The following is a 23611-nucleotide window of genomic DNA, read 5'->3' on the forward strand; positions in this document are numbered from 1 at the left end:
ACGCAGACGGCGGAACTTTAATGTCTTTAATGTCGTGTCAGAGGATTGAGCTGCGCCGCACGCATGAGACACATAACTCTTTCGCTTTCCGGCATTGCGTTGAGCGCGCGCACAAGATCATCGTCGCTCAATTTTGGAATGGAAGCCTCAATAGTTGATCCGGCGGCGTCGGTCGTATTGTCAACCGCGCGTCTTGCAAAACTATTTAACGCGCACTTTGCAGGCATCGGTTCGGATAACCATTCAACCATTCGGCGTTCAACAGCATCGTCGACTTTTTGAGGTTTCGACATTCTCTCCAATATCGCCAGAACGCTTCGCCGCATTTCTTCCGTTTCCGAAATCACCGCTGCAATTTTCCGATCAAATTCGCTGTCAGAACGCCGGGCGATCCGTCCGACATTGGACGCAGGAACCGTAAGAACGCTACATCGGCAGTTTGTGTGCGCGCCGGGCGCCATGTCCCCGCTGGAAAACGGCTGATCAGCCGGGATTGGTCCCTGCGCTGCGTTGTCAGCACATGCCGCGCAACACCCGCTGTCGGCCGTCATCCACGCTTTCATAAAATGGCCGGCGCCCGACTCGTTCACAACCTGAATTGTTTGAACGATCGCGGAACCCTTGGCTCGATTGGACTCGGTGACGCCGATACCTTTTGCCCGCGAAGGCGAGAAGGCGAATGCGGACCTTATCAGTTCTTCCAATGTGGCGGCGGCGACGCCTGTCGCGACGCCGGCCAATCCAGATTGAATCGTTTCCCCGATCATTGACCGCGTCGACGACGTGATCGCGTTTTCAGCCGAGGGATCGGGCGCAAGCTCGCCGCCAACGGTGAATTTTTGCCCTGTCAGTTGCGCAGCGCGTTCCCGTGCGGCGTCGCTCACGGCTTCGGCGAGCGCGGCGTTATCGGCAGCCGGCAAGATGACATTAAGGCGGCCCAGCGCTTCCTTTGCGGCGCGAACGGCGTTTTGCGCAAGCAGGTCGCCGATCTGCGGCGCGAGGCCGCGTAGTGGTGCGAGATCAAGACCGTTCGCAACCGCTGCGGCGAGGCTGGCGGCGTCTTCCACCGTCACCACGTCGCCGCCGGCCAAGAGCAGTCGTGCAGACGATTCAATCGCGCCGGCGGCAATGATGGCCAGCGCTCCCGCGATCAAATCGGCGAGCGGATTGTCTTCCGCATCGGGTGTGGTTTCGGCCTCGGCAGTCGAGTCACTATCGGCACTGCGCCAGAGGTCAAAAGTCGCGCCGGGATCTGCCGGCCGATCGACAAGAGAGATTTCTGTAATGATCATCCCGCGAACAATCGCCCTGTCGGCGTCATCCCGCTTCGTCACCTTAGCGCCAATGGAAAAGCCTTTGTAAACGCCCTCCTTGACCTTCGACCAAGCATCGTCGTCTTGCACATAGGCGCCAAGGTAGGCGCCCTTTTCGTCCAGCTCGATGCTCCGTGCGACGCCGACAGCGCTGGGCTGATGCATCTCGCGAATGTTGCCCCATTTTTTGTATTCCGCGAAAGCATCATCGAGAGCTTCCCGCGCGATGACATTCCCGTCGAGGGCGGGTTCATCCGTCGAGGCATAGCCATAGACCATGCGGGCATCAGTATCGATGCGGCGTAGTTCGCCATAGAACTTCGTGCTGGCGGCACTCATCGGGCGGCCCCACGCGTCACGGCTTCGATCATGTCTCGCCACGTTGAAACATCCCCAACCGGCTCAGGAGTGGCGACCGATTTAATGCGTTTGATCAGCACTTCCCCGAGCTGGAAAAATGGAACAGCACTTTCGTGGTCTGACGCGCCAATCTCTTTTCCCTGTTCAAAACAATAACTAATCGCTCCTTTGGCGCGCGAGATCGCGGCGTCAAAGGCTGCGACCTTCGCAACAAGATCAGCACAGGCGGCCTCAAAATTTGACGCGATGACAGGCCAGATGGCGGCGTGGACATCGCGATTAGCTTCTGCGTAGGGCGTCATCAATGCCGTTTGCTGCGCTTGAAATGACCGCTGAGCTACATCCGCAGCAGCAGCGATGTCACGGGCCTCCTTCAGCTCCACGGCAAGACGCGCCCGCTCTACGCCCCGGTGAGGCGGTTCGGACGCACTCTTCGACTCCGCCCAGCCTTGCAGGGCTGTGGCCTCTTCGGCGGCCAGCGCATCCAGCTTTGCTTCGATGCTAGCTGGCATGTGGATGCGCGGCTCAAGCCTCGCGCGGCATTCTTCCAACCTGCACATCTCGGCATGAATCGCGTCTCTCGCGGCAACTTTGTCGCGGAGCACCGCAGTAAGCTCAGTGGAATTAAATTCAAGTATGTTGGAATTATATTCGAATGGTGCGGTCATTTTGATCTTAGCTCGTAAGTTATAGTGCCGGCATTAGCTCTATATAATACCAATAATTCGGTGCGTCATGAGCAGTTCCATCGCGATTGCTGCAACGGCCGTCGCGATATGGCGTAACCGCGCTCTCGCCTAACTAGTTTTTTGGTGCCGGTGCAGAGCCTATCGCCCAAGGCGTCTCAAATGGGTAAACCCCTACGACACACCGGCGCGAGACACATTTGGCGTCTTAATAGGGTTGACTTTCACATTTTGAGACGGCATAAAGAGAGGGTCTAGAGGCTATTGAGACGTTTGAGGGCGACATGGCGACTTACGGATACGCGCGGGTTTCGACGACAGACCAAGACCTCGCCTTGCAAAAGAGCGCGCTCAAGGCCGCCGGATGCACGGTCATCCGGGCAGAGAAGGTGACAGGAACGAAGCTCGCCGGCCGCACAGAGCTGCGCACGCTTCTCGACTTCATCCGCGCTGGCGACGTTCTCATAGTCACAAGGATCGACCGTCTGGCGCGCTCTATCGGCGATCTGGCGGGCATCGTGCGCGAGCTGGAGAGCAAGGGCGCCGCGCTCAAGGCGACGGAACAGCCGATCGACACAAGCACTGCTGCCGGCAAGGCGTTCCTCGGCATGCTTGGCGTGTTCGCCGAGTTCGAAACTAATATCCGTAAGGAGCGCCAGCTTGAAGGAATCGCCAAAGCGAAGGCTGAGGGCGTCTATAAGGGCCGCAAGCCGTCGATCGACGTGGCGGCTGTCCGACGGCTGCGCGACGTCGATCGGCTCGGCCCGACAGAGATTGCCGAGCGCCTTGGCATCGGTCGCGCCAGCGTCTATCGGGTATTGGCGACAAATCCTTGACGGCGCGAGGCCGCAAACGCCGCCCTCGCCGGGCGGCTTTTTCAATTCCACAATCTGTAATATAAATACAGATATCCGAATAATATGGAAAAAATATCAAGTTGACGGCGAGTTATTTGCTTATATTATTGACTCAATCGAGCAATGGAGACTGACATGGCGGTACATGAGAGCATTGATGACAAAATTAAACGCTTGAGTTTTGACTTCGTGAACGCAAATGCTTGGTCTGGTGACTGCAATCCCGGTGCACTCGTTAATTTTGCGAACGGGGCGGCAGTTATACTGCATCTTGCGCTCTCAAACGAAGAGCGCGGCCAGCTCATAAAGAAACACGGCAGCGTTGAAGCGCTCGCCGAATGGGCGTTTTGCGCCGACACTCCAGAAGCCGACGCGCTACAACGGGCCGTATTCATCGGTACGTTTGAGGCCAATTCGAAGTATTGAGCTGCACTCGGCAGCATGTTAAGAAAAAAGACTGAAATTGAATTAAATCAAGAGGATAGATTTTTCTATCCTCTTTTTGTCGTTTTCGAGCAATGCCGCAATGCGGGTCGGACGATGTCGCGCGTGTGGAAGCTGCGGAACGGCATTTTGGACAATACTAAGTTTAAATTCAGTTCAGACGGCTTCAGCGCTGGGATTCTTTAGTCCCCGTGCTTCCCAATTCTATAGCTATCCGGGTGCATTTCGCTGACTATATAGACCGCGCGGGAAGCGTAGGTCGGATACGTCGCAGTAATCAGCGGGAGGCCGATTGCTTCGAAAACTCTCGGCTTGAAAAGCTTTTTCTGTTCGAATGCCTCGTACAAATCGTAACCGAACGTGATTCCAACTTCGACTGGATGAGAAAGGAGTTCCTCATCCAATTTTCGTTTTACGACCTCGAACTCTTCCTCAGTCATCTAAGCTCCTTGCTTTGCGCCAAGTATAGGGTGGGAGGCCTGCGCGCGGTGCAGGCCAACCCCCTCAAATTATTAACTGAAATATTACCTCTTTTCGCGCTCTTTTCCTCCTTCGCTGTCATTTTAATTCGGTCGTGATTAATCGGCCGAAAAAGAGGGGATCAGGGCGGAAATGGAAGATAGGCGCTGCCCCCGGTGAGGGGCCACGCCGCCGGCCGCCGCGATTAAAAAGGAATTCCCAAGATTCCGATCTTGTCGATGGTCCTCTATTGGGTTGAAGAATAGTCGGAAAATCTCCGCCTATTTATTGAAAGCTATATCGAGGCATTTCTCGCCCGAGAACTCGCCAGAAGCCAGCCGCCCGATTAGCGTTAACGTTGCGACCTCTTCGCAAAAGGCCTTTTGCTCGGCCAGATTCAGATTTTCAATGTTGATGGATTTGAGAATGCCAAGGCGATGCTCAGCAATCGCGCCTATCGTGTGAAGTCCGGTTTCTTCCGCATAAATTAACTCGGATGGGGAAACTTTTCGGCGCACCTTGCTCAAGGCTTTTACCGCCTCCTTCACATATTTCTCATGTTGGCTTTTCAACATCGAAGCATTCATTTCAGCAGCGCTTTCAAGCGTTCGCCTTGATCGGTTTTGAACAGGAGCGGCTTTCACTTTGCCGTTTGTCGTTAGGCCTAAAGGCTTCGGCTCATCCATCGTTTTTCCTCAGCAATTAATTTCGGCTTTTCCCCGAATGATTGACCTCGCAGACACGCCTTCCAGCCTGAAGCGCTGCCGTTCTGAATGATCTCGCGTCTGGCGATTGAAGTCAACTTCATAAATCCTAAAAACCTTGTAATATCAAACATATGATATGCATATGGCATACCGTATGTCTCAAATGACCATGGGAAAGGCTGGACAAAACCCTAATGCCATTATAGAACAAACAAGGAACATTGGGGGCGAATGGCGAGGCGAATGCGACCGGAAATTCCAAGTGATCCGGCCGCATGCGTTCGCGTACTCTGGGAATGTCGTGACGCTACGATTCGGTTGTCGATGCAGATCCCAATCGGGAGCAACGTCGACAAGCTCGCTCACGGGGTCTTGACGGCGATTGATGCACTCGCCGCCGAACTGACTGGCGATAGGGAATATTTCTGGAGTGTTGGCGCTGTCGCAACGGAAGGCCAGCAGCGAGTGATTGAAGAAAAGGCGGCGCGGGAGCGGGGAGAATTGCGATGGAAAAAGTAACGAGCGCCGGCGAGCAGAAGATTGTTCCGTCTATCGAGTCAAGTTCATCCGCCATATCGTCGGTCGCGCCGATCCGGAAGTACTTCACGTCACACATGGCATTTTCCCTGATCTCTACGGTGCGATCGACGAGGGAAATCTTCTATTCGGCACGTCCAATGAGGTGCGCGGCGCGGGGGGATTTTGCGTTGTGAAGGGCGGTGCCGGGATTGTCGCTCATCGCTTTCGCACATATGAGGTCGAGCGCCATGGCGAAGGCCAAATATTACGTCGCGCCCCATTCGTCACGACGGATGATGGCGACTTAGTCGCCGGAGAAGCGAAAGAGCTTCCGACGGTTGGCGCGCTGTGCGTAGGACGCGACGCTTGGCGATGCCAGCGGCCGGTGCCGCCGCATTTTCCCGCATAAGTGACCCAGTATTAGGCGAGTTTGAGGGCGCGGTTGAGACGCTTCGCTTGGGGGCGTGCCGGACGTGGACACCTTCCTAAGAGGGCCGTGAGATAGAACCAATTCATTTACAGACTCATTCCGCGGTAGTGAGCGAACGTTTTGCACTCTATCCACCACATTTTTTGTTCTGTACTTGTTTGCAGGGAACGAATCTGACAATCTGTCAGAAAGACTCCCCGGAGGTTTTGTGACAGAATTTTCATCTCTCCGGCAAAAGAGCGGACTTTCCGTCCCGGAGGCAGCAGCCAAGCTAGGATACACTGAACGCGAGGCTTATCGCTGGGAGCGTGGCGAGGTTAAACCGCGTCGCGCAATCCTCGATCTTCTACGCGCACTGAAACCTCATTGTGAGGACCGTAGCACGCCACCCGCCTTCAGCTTCATTGACCTTTTCGCGGGTATCGGTGGGTTGCGGCGCGGATTCGAGGCCATCGGCGGCGAATGTGTCTTTACGTGTGAGTGGGACCGTTATTCGCGAGAAACCTATAGCGCAAATTTTCCTAACGACGGGCATTCGATAGCCGGCGACATTCGTGAGGTGAAGGAAGCGGATGTGCCAGAGCATGATGTTTTGCTTGCTGGCTTCCCGTGCCAGCCCTTCTCTATTGCCGGCGTATCGAAAAAGAATGCTCTCAACCGACCACACGGCTTCGCATGCGAGGCACAGGGCACTCTGTTTTTTGAGGCCGCACGCATTATTCGCCATCATAGACCGAAGGCGTTTGTGCTGGAGAACGTTAAGAATCTTGTAAATCACGATCGCGGACGCACGTTCAGAGTGATTCACGATGTTTTGACCGAGGAACTAGGATATCACGTTGACTATCGCGTCATCGACGCAAAAGCTTTCTTGCCACAGCATCGAGAACGTATTTTTATCGTTGGCTTCGCTGATGAACCGGATTTCAGCTTCGAAACGCTCACGCTCCCAGACCCCTTAAAGGGGCCGAGGTTGCAGACGATTCTTCACCCCGGCGACGGCACCGAAAAGCCGGACAAACACTACACAACCGGCAAAGACTGCAAGGTATCCGACAAATACACGCTGTCAGTTCATCTCTGGACCTATCTTCAAAATTACGCGGAGAAACACCGTCTTGCTGGCAATGGATTCGGCTTTGGCCTCTTCGGTCCTGACGACGTAGCCCGAACGCTTTCAGCGCGTTATTACAAGGACGGATCGGAAATCCTCATTCGGCAGGCCCACAAGCCACCGCGCCGGCTTACGCCGCGCGAATGCGCTCGCCTCATGGGATTTGATGCGCCGGGTCAAAACGACTTTCTTATCCCCGTTTCGGATACACAAGCCTACAAGCAGTTCGGCAACTCTGTGGCCGTTCCGGCCGTTACTGCAGTAGCGCGTCACATGGAGCCTTATATCCGCAAGGCCGTTGAGCAACACGTTCAGAGAAACGAGCAAGCGCCGAAAAGGCAGAGAGCCCGTGGTTGACACCGTCGACAGCATCACCCGAAGCAGGATGATGGCGGGTATCCGTAGCACTAATACCCGGCCGGAACTTGCGATCCGCAAGGCGCTGCACGCAAACGGGTTTCGCTATCGGCTTCATCCATCCAACGTGCCGGGCAAGCCGGATCTTGCGTTTCCTCGATACAAGGTAGCCGTGTTCGTAAACGGCTGCTTCTGGCACGGTCATGACTGTCATCTTTTTCGTCTGCCCGCGACCCGCGCCGATTTCTGGTCAGCCAAGATTACCCGCAACCGACAGCGGGACGAAGATGTGAGAAAGCAGCTTCGGAAAACGGATTGGCGCGTGCTCACGATTTGGGAATGCGCGATTAGGGGGCGCGAATCGATCGGGCTTTCCAACGTCATCACCGACGTGTCGTCATGGTTGCAAACCGGTGCCGAGAACCGCGAGATACGGGGCATCGCTCATGGCGCTTGCTGACGTGACCGACTGGATGGACGAATACGGCCGTCCGGGAGTCATTTGGTACGCTAAACGTCTCTCTGCCAACGATACGCTTGCAACGAATGCGCATCAAGCTGGTCCTTATTTTCCAAAGGACCTTCTATTCCGCATCTTTCCAGCACTCAACAGACCTGAGGCCGAAAATCCAGACATTCGGTTTGATCTCTACATCGACTCCCATCCCGATCATCGCAAAGTGCGAGCAGTTTGGTACAACAATGCTTTTCGGGGAGGGACCCGCAACGAGACCAGACTGACCGGCTTCGGAGGCGCCAGCTCCGCGCTGCTTGATCCCGACAGCACAGGGTCGCTTGCTATCTTTGCTTTCGTTTCAAATGCAGATAGCGAGACGATGGAATGCCACGTCTGGGTGTGCGGCGGCGAGGGAACCGAAGCGGACCTGTTTGAAGAAAGGCTTGGTCCGGTAGAACCGAAGCAGTTTGTAGTTTGGACGCCGGGCGAACTTGCACCGCGTTTCGATCTCTTTGCAACGATGGTTGCGACACCGACGACGTGCCACCTGCAAACATCAGAAATACCAGTCCAATGGTTTAAAAAATTTCCGTCCGGCGAAGAGATCATTCGGCGCACAATCGCGAAGCGCCCTCCCGTCGGCATGAATCCTGATGTGCGTATCCTGCGCCGCCGCCAGTGCGAGTATGAAATGTTCCTCAGCATAGAACAGGCTGTTTTCTTGCCAAGGATCACTAGCGGCTTCACATCAGTGGATGGCTTTCTCAGTCTTGCGCAAACGATCCTGCAAAGTCGCAAGTCACGCTCTGGGAACTCGCTTGAACTTCATGTTCGTGAGATTATGAGTGAGGAAGGACTCGTCTCAGGCATCTCTTTTACTCATCGCCCGGTAGTCGAGGGAGGTAAGCGGCCGGACTTTCTGTTCCCGTCACAAGCCGACTATGACAATTTTGAGTTTCCCGCCAGCAAACTACGCATGCTCGCGGCGAAAACAACATGCAAGGACCGCTGGCGGCAGGTCATCAATGAGGCGGATCGAATTCGCATCAAGCATCTTCTGACGCTTCAGGAGGGCGTTTCCGAAGGTCAGTTTCGTGAAATGACCGACGCCGGAGTTCGCCTCGTTGTGCCAGCCGGACTTCATCGAGCCTTCCCCAATAGCGTAAGGCCGCATCTCATAACATTTGAAAGCTTCATCGGTGAGATCCGAATGCTTGCATCGCCCCATCAGTAGAACTGCCGCCGATGGACTGCGATTCAATCGCAAGATCGTCACCCGCCACGGTCCGGCGCCAGAGCCGCAATATCGAAGCGCCTCGCAGACGCTTTTTGTCCATCTTGCTTGGAGTCATCCTCAACCGCGATAGGAAGGATGACACGACGCGATGATTGCGGCTGCAGATGACTCGCGGCTCTTGTCGAAATTCGCGGACGTTGCGACAGGACGCGCTTCGCGATGGGACAGTAGGCTTTCGGCCAAACGACGCAAATCTGATCGCGTCTATTCTCCGTGCATCTGCCGGCCGAAGTTCAGCCGCCTCACGTGGCGGAGACGACATGTTTGCACAGTCCGAAGTTGGCTCTTCATTCACAGCGTCGGCCGCGACCGGCGCGCCCGAGGGCGCCGGATCGCCGTCACAAGCTTTTTTTGAAGTCTGACGCTTGGAACAGGTGCGTCCAGCGGTAATATTCTCTTTCTTTATAGAGGGGTGGGACGGACCTGTTTCGCCTTTCCAGACGCCGGCCCGGATCGCCTCTTTCTCTTCCTCGGGCAGCTTATAGTAGCGGCCTCGCGAGATTCCTGCCCGCCGGCAAGCCTCGCTAACTGAACTCGCGATATACTCATCACGATTTTTTCCGCCTACAGCTGCTCGCGCTGCTTTCTTTCGGTTCGCGTCCTTTGCCTTTCGCGACAATTCCTTCGCCGACTCATGTTCAGCATATTCTTTTGAATCGCGATCATTGGCAGTAATGAACCAAAACTTTCCAAGTTCGCGCTCCCTGAATCCGAGTTTAAAGCTGTCGCCCCAATCCCATGATTTGAAATGAAGAAATTGCTCTCCATTTTCATTTATGGCGTCGTTGTTGCGGAGTTGGCGCACTTCGGTAATGATTTCTTGCAACTCACGATCAGAGAGATTGTGCAGGATCGCGGCCCGACCAAGCTCATTGCGTAGGTTAACAACGGTAAGCCTCGGCCACTGATACGATTCCCCCTTGAATCGGTCGACGCGACCATTGGCGCAGTCAAGGATATCGGCAAAATACGCGGCCGAAAGTTGATATGAAGGCAAAAAGCCTGAGTCTTCAAATCTGCGCTTGATGCAAAATTCTCGCGCCTGCGATCGGAATAAAAGTAGATTCTTCGGACGCGGATCGCTATCTTTTCTTGTCTTTTTTGCGCTATTTTCTCTTGACTTTTCAGAGACTTCGTCTATATTGATGGTATTGATTGATTGGTAGCCTGTTGAGTTGGCGCCTTCCCCGTTCGCAGCGGGGAGGGCGCTTTCATTTTCAGAAAGCACGTTGGGCCTCCTATTGTCTGACTCCGAAGATGGGTATCGGTTAGTTGGTCCGCGACGGCATTTTCATGCCCTCCTTTTGGCTCGCCCGACGCCGTTGACCGAGCTGGCGTAATCGCTCGACGCGGAAGTGATAAATTTTTCAAGATCGACGCAAAGGATCAGGCGTCGGCCGGCGACGAATCGAGACAGCAAATTGCCTGATTTAAGAAGCTGGTAAATTTTCGCTCGCGATAGGCCTGAGGCGATAATGGCTTCGCCAATCGTGTAGGAAATTTTTTTTACTTGATCTTTGTTTTCATGGATCAGTCGAATTTCGGTCATTTGTCACCGTTAACGTTCGGCAATGCGCAGGTGCGTTGACGCCTAAAGACGAATATAGACGATATACAGTATAATGTAAAGTAGAAAAAAAGTCCAGTAAGAATAGCATACTGTATGCTTGTGACATATCAAACAATACTTGCGCATCATGGTCGGCTGCAAAAATCAGCCCATTTCTCCATGAGGACGCGCCGTTTCTTTAGCGCGTCGCCGCGACGATAGGCGCGCTCCACCTCGCTTCCAACAATATGCGCGAGCGCGGCTTCGGCGATTTCGCGGGGAGTTTCCGTCTCTTCAAACGCCCAATCGCGAAACGAGCTGCGAAAGCCGTGTACCGTGGCGTTTTCGATCTTCAATCGCCTGAGCAACATAGAGAGCGCCATATTTGACAATGGCTCTCCAAATTGTTGGCCGGGAAAGACGAAATTGCCGCGTCGCGCTTTTTGCGCTTTCGCCAAGATCTCAAGGGCGGCGTCAGATAGCGGGACGCGATGCTCCCGACCGGCTTTCATCCGATCGGCTGGGACTGTCCAAATCGCGACATCGAGATCGACTTCTGACCACTTTGCACCCAGCGTTTCGTTCGTCCGCGCAGCGGTGAGGATCGCGAATTCGAGCGCAAGCGCAGCCATGGCTTCGCGCTCGCGTAGGCGTGTCATGAATGCCGGAACGTCGGCATATGGCATCGCGGCGAGGTGGCCAGTCGAAAGCTTCTGGCGGGCCGGCAACAGCGCGTCGAGATGACCGCGCCAGCGCGCGGGGTTCTCGCCTGAGCGGAGGCCGCGAGCTTTTGCCGCGTCAAGCACCCGTTCGATGCGACCCCGTAGCCGGGACGCTGTTTCGTTTTTCGTAGTCCATATAGGGGTTAGGACCGAAAGAACGTCGTCGGTCTGAATCGAATCGATCGCTTTAGATCGTATCGGCGCCGCATAAACTTCGAGAGTCCGAGACCATTGATATTTATGTTTTTCGTTTCGAAAGCTGGGAGTCAGACTCTCAACCAATTCGTCGGCGAACGCCCCAAAAGTGACGAGAGCTTTTTCTTCGGCGCGCTCAGTGCGACGGGCTTCTATCGGATTTAGGCCATCGGCGACCATGGCGCGGGCTTCAGCCGCAAGCTCGCGTGCGCGGCTGAGGCCGACGCTCGCCAATCCTCCAAGGCCCATTTCTTTCGGCTTGGTACGATACCGAAACAAGAAGATCCAGCGCCGCGCGCCAGACTGATCGACCTGAAGATAGAGCCCGTTCCCATCCGCGTGGCGCCCCGGTTTCGCGATCGTTTGGATCGACCGCGAATTGAGCCTTTTGATATTAGTTGCCATTGTCCGTCGAACCCCGTTACCCCAACATTTACCCCAACGTTTTGCGTGGATTGGGGTAGACGATGAAAGACACTAGAGAACACGATATCATAAAAATGACTGAAAATCAAGTACTTATGGAACAGCTATGGACACCTATGGACGATAGTTCGGTGGACCTCAGCTCCACCAGGAGATCAACCGCTTAGCTGCCGATCGGCTTCGCATCCTGGAGCTGTGTTCGACGCTTCTTGGGGGCTTTGCTTCATAAGGTAATCAATCACGTTCGCCATCGCTCGTTGAGGCGTGAAGCTGAAGAAGCTGGCGGCTACGTGAAAAAAACTTAAGCGCCCCTCAACGATGAAGATAGGCGTGGTGCTTTAAAGCAGGTCCAAGCGGCGCAGAATACAAGGTTCGAACATGGAAGCCGCTCGAGACTTCGTTTCGACAGGTGGCTTGCGTGGACGAAATTGCTTCAAGGTATGAGCGGGCTTATCGACGCGGATCTACGGCGTTCGCCAATGGCGACACTTTGGGCGACAATCCGTATGATCGCCAGACTCGCGCTGAAGCTCACGAAGCATGGAGCGACGGCTGGCGCGACGCGCGCGATCGCCGTCAAGGCTCCTTGAGCTATTATCGCAAGCCCTCGGCGCACACGGCAAAAAAATAGGCTCTGCCGCAGCTGTCAAATTGGAGCTGCGTCCTTCGTCGCCGCGATCGAGGCGCCGCTGTGGCGGCGCAGCATGAAGCATAAGCGGGACGGGGCGGCCACGCCTCCTGCCGCTGAAGCCATGCGCCGGCCTGGGGTGTTCTTTTCGAAAACGGTGGCCGGTTGTCTCCGAGCGCGCGCCCCGTCACGCAGACAAGCTTTCGCAGCGGAAATCTAGATTGTGATAAGAATCGGAACTTCATGGAAGATTGAGGTGAAACGAAGTCATAAAAACGCCCCCACTGCCGCTACGACCCTGGCAGAAAAAAGAAATACTTGGGGGGATTCATGTATAAGCCATCCCGGCCCGCGCGGCTCAGCGCGGTCAGATCACGATCCTTGCTGAAACTCTCATGCGCAGTCGGCTTCGCGCTCGGCGCGGCGGCGGTCACGCCAGCGAGCGCGGCGGAGGTGACGCCAGCAAGCGCGGCGAACCGCCCGAAGGTTGCAACCCAGGACGGGACGGTCAAGGGAGTCATTCAGAACGGCGTATCGGTGTTTTATGGCATTCCTTACGCGGAACCGCCGGTTGGCGATCTCCGCTGGCAGCCGCCGAAGCGCAAAGCGCCGTGGACGACCGTCCTCGACGCCTCGAATTACGGTCCGATCTGCGCCCAGGTGACCACTCTTGGTCCCTTCGCCGGGCCTCCGAATGCAAACGAAGACTGTCTGTATCTCAACGTCTTTTCGCCCAACCTCAATCCGTCGGGCAAAGGCAAGCTGCCCGTTATCTTCTGGATCCACGGCGGCGGAAATTTTGACGGAGCGAGCACCGGCTACGATGGAACGAAGCTTGCCGCCGATGGCCACACTGTGGTGGTGACGATCAATTATCGCCTGAACCTGATGGGTTGGCTGTCGCACCCGGCCCTGAATAAGGGGGTCTTCGGCAACTACGGCATCATGGACCAGCAGCTTGCCCTTAAGTGGGTGCAGCGGAACATCGACCGGTTTGGCGGCGACAAAAATAACGTTACTGTCGGCGGTCAATCCGCGGGCGCGCAAGACACCGGCATGCATGTGATTTCGCCGCTGTCGCAGGGCTTGTTGCACCGAGCGATTTACGAAAGCAGCGTGCCGAGCACGATACCCACGGCGGAGATCGCCCTGGCGCGCGGAATCGCGATGTCAGTCGCGGCGGGATGCGGTTCAGGGGCGGACAAAGCCACTGCCCAATGCCTGCGCAATTTGACGCCCGAGCAAGTCGAGACGCTGGCCGGGACGCAAAGCGCGACGAGCGCCTACATCACCGGCCCATTCGTCGATGGGACGGTCATCACGCAGCAGCCGTGGCAGGCCTGGTCAAACGGGCAGTTCGCGCATATCCCGATGATGGACGGGCGCGTGCAAGACGAGGCGAACTTCGGTCTCGCCAACACCGAATATTTCAAGGATCCGCAAGTTCCCTATACGGAAGCTGACTTTACCAGCTACGTCACGACGACCTACTCGGGCAACGCCGGCCCGGTCAATACGCCTCCGACCTATCCGGCGGGAACCGTCGACAAGGTCCTCGCCAAATATCCGCTCTACGCCTATGCGTCGCCACAATTGGCGTTGGATGCGGTGCAGACCGATCCGAGCGCATGCAGGGATCGCCACTACTCGAAGATCCTCGGCCCGCAGGTGCCTTACTACGCTTATGAGTTCGATGAGCGTACGGCGCCGACCTACTATCCGAAGCTTCCAGGCTTCCAGTTCCTTGCCTACCATACCTCGGATATTCAGTACTTGTTCCCGCTTTGGCATGGCGGCCCCCAGGGCAAGATTCACGAACTGAACAAGAAGCAGGCGGCCCTTTCCGATCAACTTGTCGACGCCTGGACGAACTTCGCCTGGACGGGCAATCCCAACGGACAGGGAAACAACCCGTGGCCGGTCTACAAAGCGACCGGAAGCAAGCCTGTCATCCTGTCGCAAAACATCCCGGTTCTGACCACGATGACGGATGCGCAATTCTCCGCGGCGCATAAATGCGACTTCTGGGAAAAGACCCTGATCATTCCGGATTGATCGAGGCCGATCCGCAAGCTCTGAGGTTAGGAAAGGGAGGCCGTCGGCCTCCCTTTTTCTTTGGCGCGATCTTCAGGGCTGGTCCCGTTTGGGGGCTTGTCACGGTCGGCTAAATTCGCGAGTTTCCTCAATAAGGTCGGTTAACCCGAATTTTTGCGGAGAATGATGATGGCGTCCGCTTGGCGTAGCCTCGTCGCATCCTTGCTTATCGCCGGCGGGGCGAGTCCCGCCTCGGCCGACAACGCCGCGCTGATGACCCTCATCGCCCAGACCTTCGGCAAATCGGCGGTCGACAGCGGAGCGGCGGTCGGCGTTGGCCTCGCGCTCATCGCGCCGGGCCAGGCTCCGGCCTTCTTTTCCTATGGCTACGCCAACAAGTCGGCCAATGTGCTGTTTGGCTCCGATGTCTCGTTCGAAATCGGCTCCGTCACCAAGGTCTTCACCACGAATTTGCTTGGCCAGGCGATTTACGGCGGGCGGCTCGCCCTTAACCAGCCGATCTCGGCTTTTCCGCGTATGCTTGGCTCGTTCAAGCCCCTTACCGCAAAAGTCACGCTTGCCGAACTCGCTGATTTCACGGCGGGGTTTCCGAGCCTCGCGCCCAACTGCAACGAGAAAAATCAACCGCCTGGATGTCTGAAGACGGATCGTCCTTCGACGAGCGAGTATACCGCACAGGACTTTCTGCGTTATTTCCAGAATGCGACGCCGCAAAACTTGCAGCCGCCGCCGCCCTCGCTGAAGGCGCTCCCAGCGCCTTATTTCTATTCTGATTTCACCGTCGGGCTGCTCGGCCTCATCCTTGGCGCCAATCCCAACGGGCTGCTCAGCAATGCGGCGCTTAAAGGATGGGAGGCCTTGCTGCAAAAGCAGATTCTTGGTCCGCTGAACATGCGCGACACCGCTTTGTATCCTTCGACGAGCTCCAGTTCCACCGCGCTTGGATACCAACAGGCGATTGGCGCGCCGGTCGTCGTCAACGGCGCGCTGAGCGCGATCAATGTGGTCGTGGCCGGGGCGGGGTACCGCTCTCCGGCAGATCCGCCAAAGGTCGCCATTTCCGGCGGCGCCGGCGTTGGGGCGCAGGCGACAGCGCAGGTCGGCGGAAATGGCTCCGTGACCGGATTTACTGTTGTGCAGGCCGGACAAGGGTATGTCTCGCCGCCAAAGGTCGCATTCGTCCCTGCTCCCGGATTCCCCGCCCCCTCCTCGCCAGCGAAGGGGGAGGCGGTCGTCTCCGGCGGAAAAATCATCGGCGTAAATATCGTCGAGCACGGCGCCGGCTACGCCGCGGCGCCTACGGTGGTTTTTTCGGGCGGCTTTGGCGGCGGCGTCGGGCGCAATGCCACCGGCACGGTTCAGATCGCGAACGGAGAAGTCGCCTTTGTGGGCATCGCCGATGGCGGCGATGGATATGCGCTGCCGCTGAGCGTCGTCGTGGATCCGGGCGACGGCTTCACCAACGTCGTTCCAATCTGGGCGCCGGCCGGGGCGCTGCATTCGACGGTGCAGAACATGGCGACCTTTGCGCAGGCCGCGCTCGGATCGCCCGGAGTCCTCGTCCCGCCGGCTATGGCGGCCGGATTCAAAATCGCGCAGACCCCGCGGGCGTGCACCGGCCAAAAGCCCTCTTTGTCAAAGTGTCCCGCGAACATTTTGCTGTCAGACCTCGCCTGGGCGACGATCCCGGAGGATAAAGTCAATCATGTTCCCGCGATCGTTCTGAAAAACGGCGGCCTAACGGGCTTTTCGACCCAAATCATGTTGATGCCGGCCCGCGGCCTCGGCGTCGTGGTTTTTGCGAACTCGAACGGCAATCAGGTTTCGGATAATAAGTCGACTGGGGAAGCGCCCCTGATCGCGCGCGGCGCGCTCTATGCGCTGTTTTACCAATTGGGCGGGGGCGGCGCCTCCGCGCCGAGGTGATCCGAGGCGCGGTCCGCGCCGGCAGGCCGCGCTCCGGAAAATGATTCTGACGATCCCGATTGGGCGCGTCCTCGAAGCATTCCGGAAGAACGTAGGAGCAACCCAGAGCGGCTCCCTTTCCCCTGGCGCCCGGCGCTTGCCGCGATGGCGATCGCATCCCGATTTCTGAGCGTTTATCGCTCGACGAATCAGTTGATCGCCGATTGCCAAATGAGGCCGCGGTTCACATCCGTCGAACCGAACCTTCGCCTTAGCAACGCCGCCGTTTAGATTGCGCGGGGGGTCGCTCAGGCGGGTCTGCCGCGTCATTGTTCTGGCGCTGCCTCGATACGATGCGAAGCGCCTCGACGGGGGCGCCGCCATCGCGTGCAGATGGCCTCCAAGGGCCTTGCCGAAGCGCGGCGTGATCAGTTGCAGTGCGTCAGGCCAGCAACGATCAGGGCGGGGGGAAAGCCGCTTATGACGCCGCCGGGGTCGCTGCAAATCCGCTGCGGCAGCCCTCTGTCCGTCTTAGGGTTGTAATCAGAAATCGAGCAATCGAGATTGAGCGTGCCGGTCGCGCTCCGGAAATAGTCTTTGTCTGGATCGCCGGGGACCGGAATCCAGCGCGCAACAAAGGCTTCGTCGCGGCAATCCACGCGAAAGAGGTATGTCGTCCCGCTCTCCGCTGCATTGGCGGCGGTCACTATGCTGAAAAAGAAAACACTGATTTTGATGAAACGGAGCATTCTTCTCTCCTCGGAAGGCGCGGTTCCGACGATTGAACGCCGGCGGATAGCAAACGCCAAAGCCGGAATCTAAACTGTCATATCCTTAGGTTAGGGCGCTTTCCGCGCGATTGGAATCATTTGCTCGAGAGGAACTCGCTCGGGATTCAGGGGAGAGCATTTTCTTGTCGCTTGGATTCATTCAATCCGATGGTTGAGCGTTTCACGCCGCTTGAAAGCCGGCCCGCGACGTTCCGGCCGGAGGCCTCGTGCTTGCCTTCGGGGCGCTCTGCTGCGCGTAGCCGCCTCCGCGCCAGGGCCATAAATCGGCTCGTATGGGCGCAAAAAAAGAGGATGATGATCGTTAGATCAACATCCTCTCAGGTCCGAAACAGGAACTATGTCGCGAGGACCGCCGCGCCGGTTGATTTTTTGGCCGCGGCGGTCGGGGAGATCTCGCGAGCTAGATCATTTCATGAGCGACAGGATCGACGTATCGACCGCGAGGCTGGCGATGAAGCGATTGCCGCACCAGTTGCGAACGCCCGACAGGAGCGCGCAGCTGTTCTGCGACAGGCTCGAACCTGAGTAACGCAGGTCAAGCGTCCAGATGTCGTAGGTGGCGCCGAGCCCGACGTTCCAGGTCGCATAAGTCGGCAGCTGGACGCCAAACCGGTTGTTGTCGAGGAACTGCCCGCCGAATTCGCCGGAAGCGTAGGTGGCGACTCCCTTCCAGGGAAGGAAGGTTGGGAAGTTAACCTTCAACGTGCCGCTGGCGTAGATGCCGGACGAGCCGGAGTTGGCGAAGTTCGTCGTGCCGTAGACATTGCCGCCGATCGTGAACATGTCGTTGATCACATAGGTCGGCTTAAAATACAGCTCGTAGTAGTTCATCGTGAAGCCGCCAGCCGGAATCGTCTGGCTGGGGTATTCATAGTAGAGGCCGCCGAGGTCGAGGGTCAGGGCGCCCCAGGTATGGCGAAGGCCGCCGTAGAGATCGATTTCAGCCGACGGATTGTTGAGGCCATAGGCGGTCGGGAAACTGACGTTCGACGTCCAGACGCCAGCGTAGATCCAGTCAATCGCGCGCAGTTCGAGATAGCCTTGCGCGGCGAAGTGGCCGTTGGAATTGTCGATGCCGCGGAAGACGTAATCATTGGCCAGCTTCATGCCGAAGCCGAGATCGATCGGCGGCGGCGGCGGGGCCGCAGGCGCAACGGCGAGGTCGGCGGCGGAGGCGGCGCTCGCGAGCAGAACGCCAGCGGCCGCGGTCATCACAGATTTAATCATATTCGTCATAGTCGAGACTCCCCTTTCGAAGAAATCTAAAGCGAAGTCCGCGCCATGCCTACAGTCAAACCGTGTCTAAGCCCTGACTCGGGTCTTTTCTGGATCGTAGTGTGGGAATCGCGCCACAGTCGCGCTGATGCGTTTTTGCCGCCCGTCCAGCTTGCCAATCTCGAGGCTCGCGCCGATCGAGGCGCAGGCCGCGTCGAGGCGGGCGAGGGCGATCGTGCGGCCGAGGATGGGTGAGCGCGTCGCGCTGGTAACGACTCCGACCCGCGCGCGGCCGGCAAAGACCGGATCGCCATGACCAACCGCTTCATTGCCGGCGAGGTCGAGCCCGACGAGCTGGCGAATCGGATGGGCGCGGCGGCGCGCCAGCGCCTCCGATCCGACATAAGGGTCGGCCTTTTCGGCAGGGACGGCAAAGCCGATGCCGGCCTCGAAGGGATCGGTCTCGTCGCAGAACTCGTGAAGGGCGAAGATGAGGCCGGCCTCGATCCGCACCATGTCGAGCGCGGCGAAACCGAAGGGAGCGATCCCATAGGGCTTCCCCGCCGCCATAAGGGCGTCCCAGACCGCCGCGGCGGAGCCGGGGTGCAGCCAGATCTCATAACCAAGCTCGCCCGTGTAGCCGGTGCGGGACACGAGCACAGGCAGGCCTGCGATCTTGCCGACGGTAAAGCGGAACCATTTCAATTCGTCGGCCGAGGCGCGATGCGGCGGCGTGACCAATATTTCGCGCAGGATGTCGCGCGATTTCGGGCCTTGCAGGGCGACATTGTGCAGCTGGTCGGTCGAGGATCTGACAAAGGCTCTCAAGCCCTGACGCGCCGCGAGCTCGCGCAGAAAGACGCCGCAATAATCATCGCCGCAGACAAGCCTGAAATTATTGTCGCCGAGCCGGAACACTGTTCCGTCATCCAGCATGCCGCCATGTTCGTGGCAGATCGCTGTGTAGACGATCTGGCCGACCGCAAGCTTGCGGATGTTGCGCGTGACGGCGCCCTGCAACAGAATTTCAGCGTCCGGCCCGGTGATTTCAAACTTTCGCAGCGCCGACAGATCGATGAGAACGGCCCGCTCGCGGCAGGCCCAATATTCGGCGATGGGGCCCTCGGATGCGTAGCATTGCGGCGTCCAGAAGCCGCGATAGTCGATGAAGGAGCGCGTCAACGCGGAAGTCCTTGAATGGAAACTGGATTCGCGCGTAAGTCTGGGGGCGGCGTCAGCGGTCATGCGATGAGCGATCCCTTTGGAGAAGCTGGCTGAAGCGTCATAGACGCGCACATGTATGTCGGTCGGCATCCAGCCATTGGCCGGATCGATGTCGTCGGTGCAGGATGAGGACGCGCAGACGAGATCGGTCAGGGCGCGCAGCAACACATAGTCGCCCGGCCGCGACCAAGGCTCGTCAAGGCCGATCGTGTTGTCTTCAGCGACGAAGGTGTTGTAGAAAAAATTGATGGCGGGCCAGCCGCGCCGCGGCGCGACGCTGAAGGGCGCAAGCGCGGCGTTGAAATTATCGGTGCAATTGGCGTGGCCGGGATAGCCCATGTCCTCGTAATATTTTGCGTTGCAGGCGAGCATGAATGTGTCGTGCCGCCCGACGGTGTCGCGCACGATCTCAAAGAGCGGGTTCATGTCCTCGTCGAAATATTTCGCGTGGAGGCCGGGGCCTGGCGTCGCCGAACCCATCAGCGTGCGCGTCACGGTCGGATCGACGCCGAGTTCGCGGCCTTCAGCCAGGGCCCTGGCGTCGAAGGCGAGGAGGTCGGAACATTGGCGCCCATCGACGTCGATGATCTGGATATAATCGCCGGCGCTGACGCGATAGGCGCGCGCGGTCGCGGCGTCGATCCTGAGATCGAGCTTTACCGGCGCGAGAGGAGGCGGCGCCGCGCCGCCCGTCGGCCGGCTTGAGAAAATATCGAGGCGCAGCTCCGTCGGCGGGTTCTGCGCGTCAGGGGCCATCGGCTCGCCGGGCGCCATCAGAAGGCAGCGCATATCGGCCTCGGCCTTGAAGCGGAAGGTTTCGCCCGGCTCCGCGGTGGCATGAAAAAGCGGGGTCGCCTGAAATCGTTCGGCTCCCTGCCGCGCGGCGAGGAAGGCGCCGGCGAGATCGCCAGCGACGGCGCGGACGCCAGCCTCGTCGAGCGTCGCCGAGGCCGGCGTGAGCTGGAGGGGATCGCTGCAGGCGGTCAGCAATTCGCCGGCCTGGCCCCCCTCGAGATTTGTAATGATCGCTTCGTCGCCGGAGGAAAGGTCGAACTGAACCCCGCTGCCGCCCGCCGCCGAAAGGGTCTGGACGCGCCGGGGCGGGTCCAGGTCGAACGACCCTTTCGGGCCCGCCGCGTTAACATTCATGGCCGCGCCTTTTCAATGCCTGTCGGACTACATCCTCGCCTGAGACGACGCCTATTCCGCGGCGGCTTCCGGACGGTTCTGGAAGGCGTCGAAGGAATCGTCGAGCGCCTCCATCCATTTTGTGTGATGCGGCGGGGCCTTGTTGCCGGTCATGATCGAGACGTAGGAATTATCGCGATATCCCATGATGCTCTTGACCTTGTCCTCCTCCCACTCCTTGAACAGAGCGGCGACTTTATCGAGATCGAACATCGGGTAATCGGTGGCGGGAATGAGGTCGCGCATATATTCCGTCTGGAAATCGATGCCGTCGAACGCTGTTTCGAGCTTTTCCTCAATCGCGCGCCAATGGTCGATATCCGCCTGCCGCTCCGCTGCGGGGGGCAGTTTGATGCGTCCGAGGATCACGTCGCGGGCGTACCAGGCCTGCGCGTCGAACATGTTGAAAGTAAAATACTGGTCCTGCATGCCAAGATAGATGAGCTTCGGATTGTCCTGCCAGAAAATGCCCTTGTAGAGCCCGGCCGGATAGAGCCGGTTGTTTGTCCTGAGGCGCAGATTGTCGGCGAGGAAGGGGAAGTGATGCAGGTAGCCGGTGCACAGAAGAACGGCGTCGACCACGGCTTCGCTGCCGTCCTTGAAATGGGCGGTCTTGCCGGTGAGTTTCGTCAGCAGCGGCTTTACCGTAAAACACTCCGGCCAGTCGAAATTCAGCGGCTTTGACCGGTAGCTGAAGGTGATCGATTTCGCGCCATATTTATAGCACTGGCTGGCGATGTCCTCGGCGGAATAGCTGCTGCCGACGACAAGAAGGTTCTTGCCGACGAATTCATTGGCGTCGCGAAAATCATGCGCGTGCAGCACGCGGCCGGGAAAGACTTCAATGCCCGGAAAATGCGGCACGTTCGGGGTCGAGAAATGACCGCTGGCGACGACGACATAATCGAAGGTTTCCGAGTAGAGCTCGTCCTTCTTCAGATCCTTGACCGTCACCGTGAACAGTTGGGTCTTTTCATCGAAATCGATCCAGCGAACAACCGTGCTGAAGCGCACGAATTTGCGCACGTCGCTTTTTTCAACGCGGCCCATGATGTAGTCATGCAGCACCGCGCGCGGGGGATAGGAAGGGATCGGGCGCCCGAAATGCTCCTCGAAGGAATAGTCGGCGAATTCGAGACATTCCTTCGGGCCGTTCGACCACAAATAACGATACATGCTGCCGTGGACGGGCTCGCCAAATTCGTCGACCCCGGTGCGCCATGTGTAGTTCCACAGGCCGCCCCAGTCCGACTGCTTTTCGAAGCAGACCAGTTCGGGAATTGCGGCGCCTTTTTTGCCGGCGGATTGGAAAGCGCGCAGCTGCGCGAGGCCGCTCGGCCCTGCGCCGATAATTGCAACACGAGTCATGAGAAAACCTCGTCAGTCAAATAGGATGTCAATTGCAGGGGTCAGCGCGGAGCGCGCTCTTCGAGCGGGTGCGTGCGCAGACGCAGCGGATCGTAGAACGGCGTCTTGACGACGCGAGCCTTGAAGCTGCCAGCTTCGCCGCGAACTTCAACCTCCGTTCCAAACGCCTTGAATTCGGGCTTTATATGGACCAGCGCCAGCGAGCGCATCAGATGGCGGCTGTAGGTTGTCGAATTGACGATGCCAATTTCATGGCCGTCCTTGAAGATCCTGGCGCCGGGCTCGATCGCCTCGTGATGGTCGATCTCAATGCCGGCCTGCGCGGTCCGCACTTCGCTGCGGCGGCGCTCTAGCGCCTGCTTGCCGCGAAACGCGGGTTTGGAAAGGTCGACAGACCAGTCGACGCCCGCTTCCCATGGCGTGGTGTCGCCTTCCGGCATGTCGAAGGGGAAGAACAAGAGCGCCCCTTCGACGCGGACGATGTCGAGGCAGGACCAGGAGACGGCGGTTGCGCCGAACGGCTTGCCGGCTTCGAGGATCTGATCCCACAGGAACACGGCGTCGGCGGCTTTGCAGAAGACCTCATAGCCGCGCTCTGCCGAATAGCCGCCGCGGGCGATCGATACCTCGCGGCCAAACAGGCTCGTGCGCTGATGTTCGAAGTAGCGCAGATCGGCAAGGTTCATTGGCGTATGCGGCGCCAGGATTTCAAGCGCCTTCGGCCCCTGCAGCGAGAGAATATGTGTGTCATTATCCTTGCGGAATTGCACGTTGCGGCCTTCCGCGAAGGCGGGCAGCACGTCTTCGAGAGCGCCGCCGCCATGCGAGATGCGGTAGGCGTTCGGGCCGTCGCAATAGATCAGCACGTCGTCGATCAGCGAGCCTTCGTCGTCGACGATGTTGCTGATCGAGGATTGGCCGGGCTTGATCCTGGCGATGTCGGAGGTCAGCATCGCGTTCAGCGCGGCGAGCGCGTCCGCGCCCGAAACGTCAATGAGGCGCAGCGCGCTGACGTCGAACAGGCCGGCGCTGTTGCGCACGGTTTGCGTCTCGACATAGGGATCGGCCGCATAGTTCTGCGGGATCGGCATGTCGTTCCATGAGGCTTCGAACTGCGTTCCAAGCGCTCGGTGGCGATCGTTCAAGATGGATTGGCGGGAGTAGACGTGAGTGTTCATTGCAGTGCCTTCTTCGTGGCGTTCCGTCCGCGTCCGGAGAGATCGTTGCGTCCGCTCTCCATTTGTGCAGGACAATGGCGCCTAGCATAGTAAGCGTCAAGAAACTTTCTTCTAAAGAATATTTTGTGGCATTCAGAGGCCCCGGGAGGGAGCCTCCCGGGGCTTAA

General features: G+C 58.0%; 21 protein-coding genes. 9 read left to right on the plus strand and 12 right to left on the minus strand.

What is annotated here, in order from left to right; translation table 11 throughout:
- Positions 1-26: 26 nt before the first annotated feature.
- Together CR492_RS01650 and CR492_RS01655 are read right to left on the minus strand one after the other, a co-directional pair.
- Complete coding sequence (locus tag CR492_RS01650) at positions 27-1652, minus strand: XkdF-like putative serine protease domain-containing protein (RefSeq protein ID WP_102841953.1); 1626 nt, start codon at positions 1650-1652, stop codon at positions 27-29.
- A complete protein-coding gene (locus CR492_RS01655) occupies positions 1649-2341 on the minus strand; it encodes a hypothetical protein (RefSeq protein ID WP_102841954.1) in 693 nt (230 codons plus the stop codon). Before CR492_RS01655 ends, CR492_RS01650 begins: the two co-directional genes overlap by 4 nt.
- A gap of 302 nt (positions 2342-2643) precedes the next feature.
- Here CR492_RS01655 and CR492_RS01660 point away from each other — a divergent pair, with 302 nt between their 5' ends.
- Both CR492_RS01660 and CR492_RS01665 read left to right on the plus strand, forming a co-directional pair.
- Positions 2644-3195: a recombinase family protein gene (locus CR492_RS01660; RefSeq protein WP_102841955.1), complete on the plus strand. Its 552-nt coding sequence runs from the start codon at positions 2644-2646 to the stop codon at positions 3193-3195.
- Between the two features lie 156 nt (positions 3196-3351).
- Entirely contained in the window at positions 3352-3642 is a 291-nt protein-coding gene (locus tag CR492_RS01665) for a hypothetical protein (RefSeq protein WP_146030138.1), read from the plus strand.
- A 200-nt stretch (positions 3643-3842) separates the two neighbouring features.
- Here CR492_RS01665 and CR492_RS01675 read toward each other — a convergent pair whose 3' ends face one another.
- Both CR492_RS01675 and CR492_RS01680 read right to left on the minus strand, forming a co-directional pair.
- Positions 3843-4100, minus strand: coding sequence for a hypothetical protein (locus CR492_RS01675; RefSeq protein WP_102841958.1), 258 nt, complete (start codon positions 4098-4100; stop codon positions 3843-3845).
- 300 nt (positions 4101-4400) lie between these two features.
- A complete protein-coding gene (locus CR492_RS01680; RefSeq protein WP_146030139.1) occupies positions 4401-4805 on the minus strand; it encodes a hypothetical protein in 405 nt (134 codons plus the stop codon).
- Between the two features lie 490 nt (positions 4806-5295).
- Between CR492_RS01680 and CR492_RS21015 the strand changes: the two genes are divergently transcribed.
- The 4 genes from CR492_RS21015 (at position 5296) to CR492_RS01705 (ending at position 8937) form a co-directional block, all read left to right on the plus strand.
- Complete coding sequence (locus CR492_RS21015; RefSeq protein ID WP_245411925.1) at positions 5296-5754, plus strand: hypothetical protein; 459 nt, start codon at positions 5296-5298, stop codon at positions 5752-5754.
- 229 nt (positions 5755-5983) lie between these two features.
- On the plus strand, positions 5984-7246 hold the full coding sequence (gene dcm / locus CR492_RS01695) for a DNA (cytosine-5-)-methyltransferase (RefSeq protein ID WP_102841961.1): 1263 nt from the start codon (positions 5984-5986) through the stop codon (positions 7244-7246).
- On the plus strand, positions 7239-7706 hold the full coding sequence (locus CR492_RS01700) for a very short patch repair endonuclease (protein WP_102841962.1): 468 nt from the start codon (positions 7239-7241) through the stop codon (positions 7704-7706). The genes dcm and CR492_RS01700 overlap by 8 nt, the downstream gene beginning before the upstream one ends.
- The gene (locus CR492_RS01705) at positions 7693-8937 is read left to right on the plus strand and encodes a type II restriction endonuclease (RefSeq protein WP_102841963.1); all 1245 of its coding nucleotides are present in this window, start codon (positions 7693-7695) and stop codon (positions 8935-8937) included. The genes CR492_RS01700 and CR492_RS01705 overlap by 14 nt, the downstream gene beginning before the upstream one ends.
- Here CR492_RS01705 and CR492_RS20345 read toward each other — a convergent pair.
- From CR492_RS20345 to CR492_RS01715, 3 genes are all read right to left on the minus strand, one after another.
- The gene (locus tag CR492_RS20345) at positions 8897-10228 is read right to left on the minus strand and encodes a hypothetical protein (RefSeq protein ID WP_146030140.1); all 1332 of its coding nucleotides are present in this window, start codon (positions 10226-10228) and stop codon (positions 8897-8899) included. The two genes, CR492_RS01705 and CR492_RS20345, sit on opposite strands and share 41 nt — an antisense overlap.
- A 63-nt stretch (positions 10229-10291) precedes the next feature.
- A complete protein-coding gene (locus CR492_RS01710; protein WP_102841964.1) occupies positions 10292-10549 on the minus strand; it encodes a hypothetical protein in 258 nt (85 codons plus the stop codon).
- A 146-nt stretch (positions 10550-10695) separates the two neighbouring features.
- Positions 10696-11871 (minus strand): tyrosine-type recombinase/integrase, encoded by a 1176-nt coding sequence (locus CR492_RS01715; RefSeq protein WP_102841965.1) that lies wholly within the window; start codon positions 11869-11871, stop codon positions 10696-10698.
- 439 nt (positions 11872-12310) lie between these two features.
- Here CR492_RS01715 and CR492_RS21465 point away from each other — a divergent pair, with 439 nt between their 5' ends.
- From CR492_RS21465 to CR492_RS01725, 3 genes are all read left to right on the plus strand, one after another.
- Positions 12311-12523, plus strand: a complete 213-nt coding sequence (locus CR492_RS21465) for a ribosome modulation factor (protein ID WP_432431189.1) — start codon at positions 12311-12313, stop codon at positions 12521-12523.
- A gap of 378 nt (positions 12524-12901) precedes the next feature.
- Complete coding sequence (locus tag CR492_RS01720) at positions 12902-14575, plus strand: carboxylesterase/lipase family protein (RefSeq protein ID WP_348626698.1); 1674 nt, start codon at positions 12902-12904, stop codon at positions 14573-14575.
- A gap of 168 nt (positions 14576-14743) precedes the next feature.
- Entirely contained in the window at positions 14744-16501 is a 1758-nt protein-coding gene (locus CR492_RS01725) for a serine hydrolase domain-containing protein (protein WP_180982390.1), read from the plus strand.
- A 407-nt stretch (positions 16502-16908) separates the two neighbouring features.
- Here the strand turns inward: CR492_RS01725 and CR492_RS01730 are convergent, their stop codons facing one another.
- The 5 genes from CR492_RS01730 to CR492_RS01750 form a co-directional block, all read right to left on the minus strand.
- Entirely contained in the window at positions 16909-17229 is a 321-nt protein-coding gene (locus tag CR492_RS01730; protein WP_102841968.1) for a hypothetical protein, read from the minus strand.
- A gap of 447 nt (positions 17230-17676) precedes the next feature.
- Positions 17677-18507 carry a TorF family putative porin gene (locus CR492_RS01735; protein WP_102841969.1) on the minus strand — a complete coding sequence of 277 codons (831 nt, stop codon included), beginning with the start codon at positions 18505-18507 and terminating at the stop codon, positions 17677-17679.
- Between the two features lie 66 nt (positions 18508-18573).
- The gene (locus CR492_RS01740; RefSeq protein WP_102841970.1) at positions 18574-20859 is read right to left on the minus strand and encodes a DUF1989 domain-containing protein; all 2286 of its coding nucleotides are present in this window, start codon (positions 20857-20859) and stop codon (positions 18574-18576) included.
- 51 nt (positions 20860-20910) lie between these two features.
- On the minus strand, positions 20911-22266 hold the full coding sequence (locus tag CR492_RS01745) for an NAD(P)-binding domain-containing protein (protein WP_102841971.1): 1356 nt from the start codon (positions 22264-22266) through the stop codon (positions 20911-20913).
- A gap of 41 nt (positions 22267-22307) precedes the next feature.
- Positions 22308-23444, minus strand: a complete 1137-nt coding sequence (locus CR492_RS01750) for an aminomethyltransferase family protein (RefSeq protein WP_102841972.1) — start codon at positions 23442-23444, stop codon at positions 22308-22310.
- Positions 23445-23611: the final 167 nt, after the last annotated feature.

This window comes from Methylocella silvestris, from assembly GCF_002891535.1.
GTDB classification, from domain to species: Bacteria; Pseudomonadota; Alphaproteobacteria; order Rhizobiales; family Beijerinckiaceae; genus Methylocapsa; species Methylocapsa silvestris_A.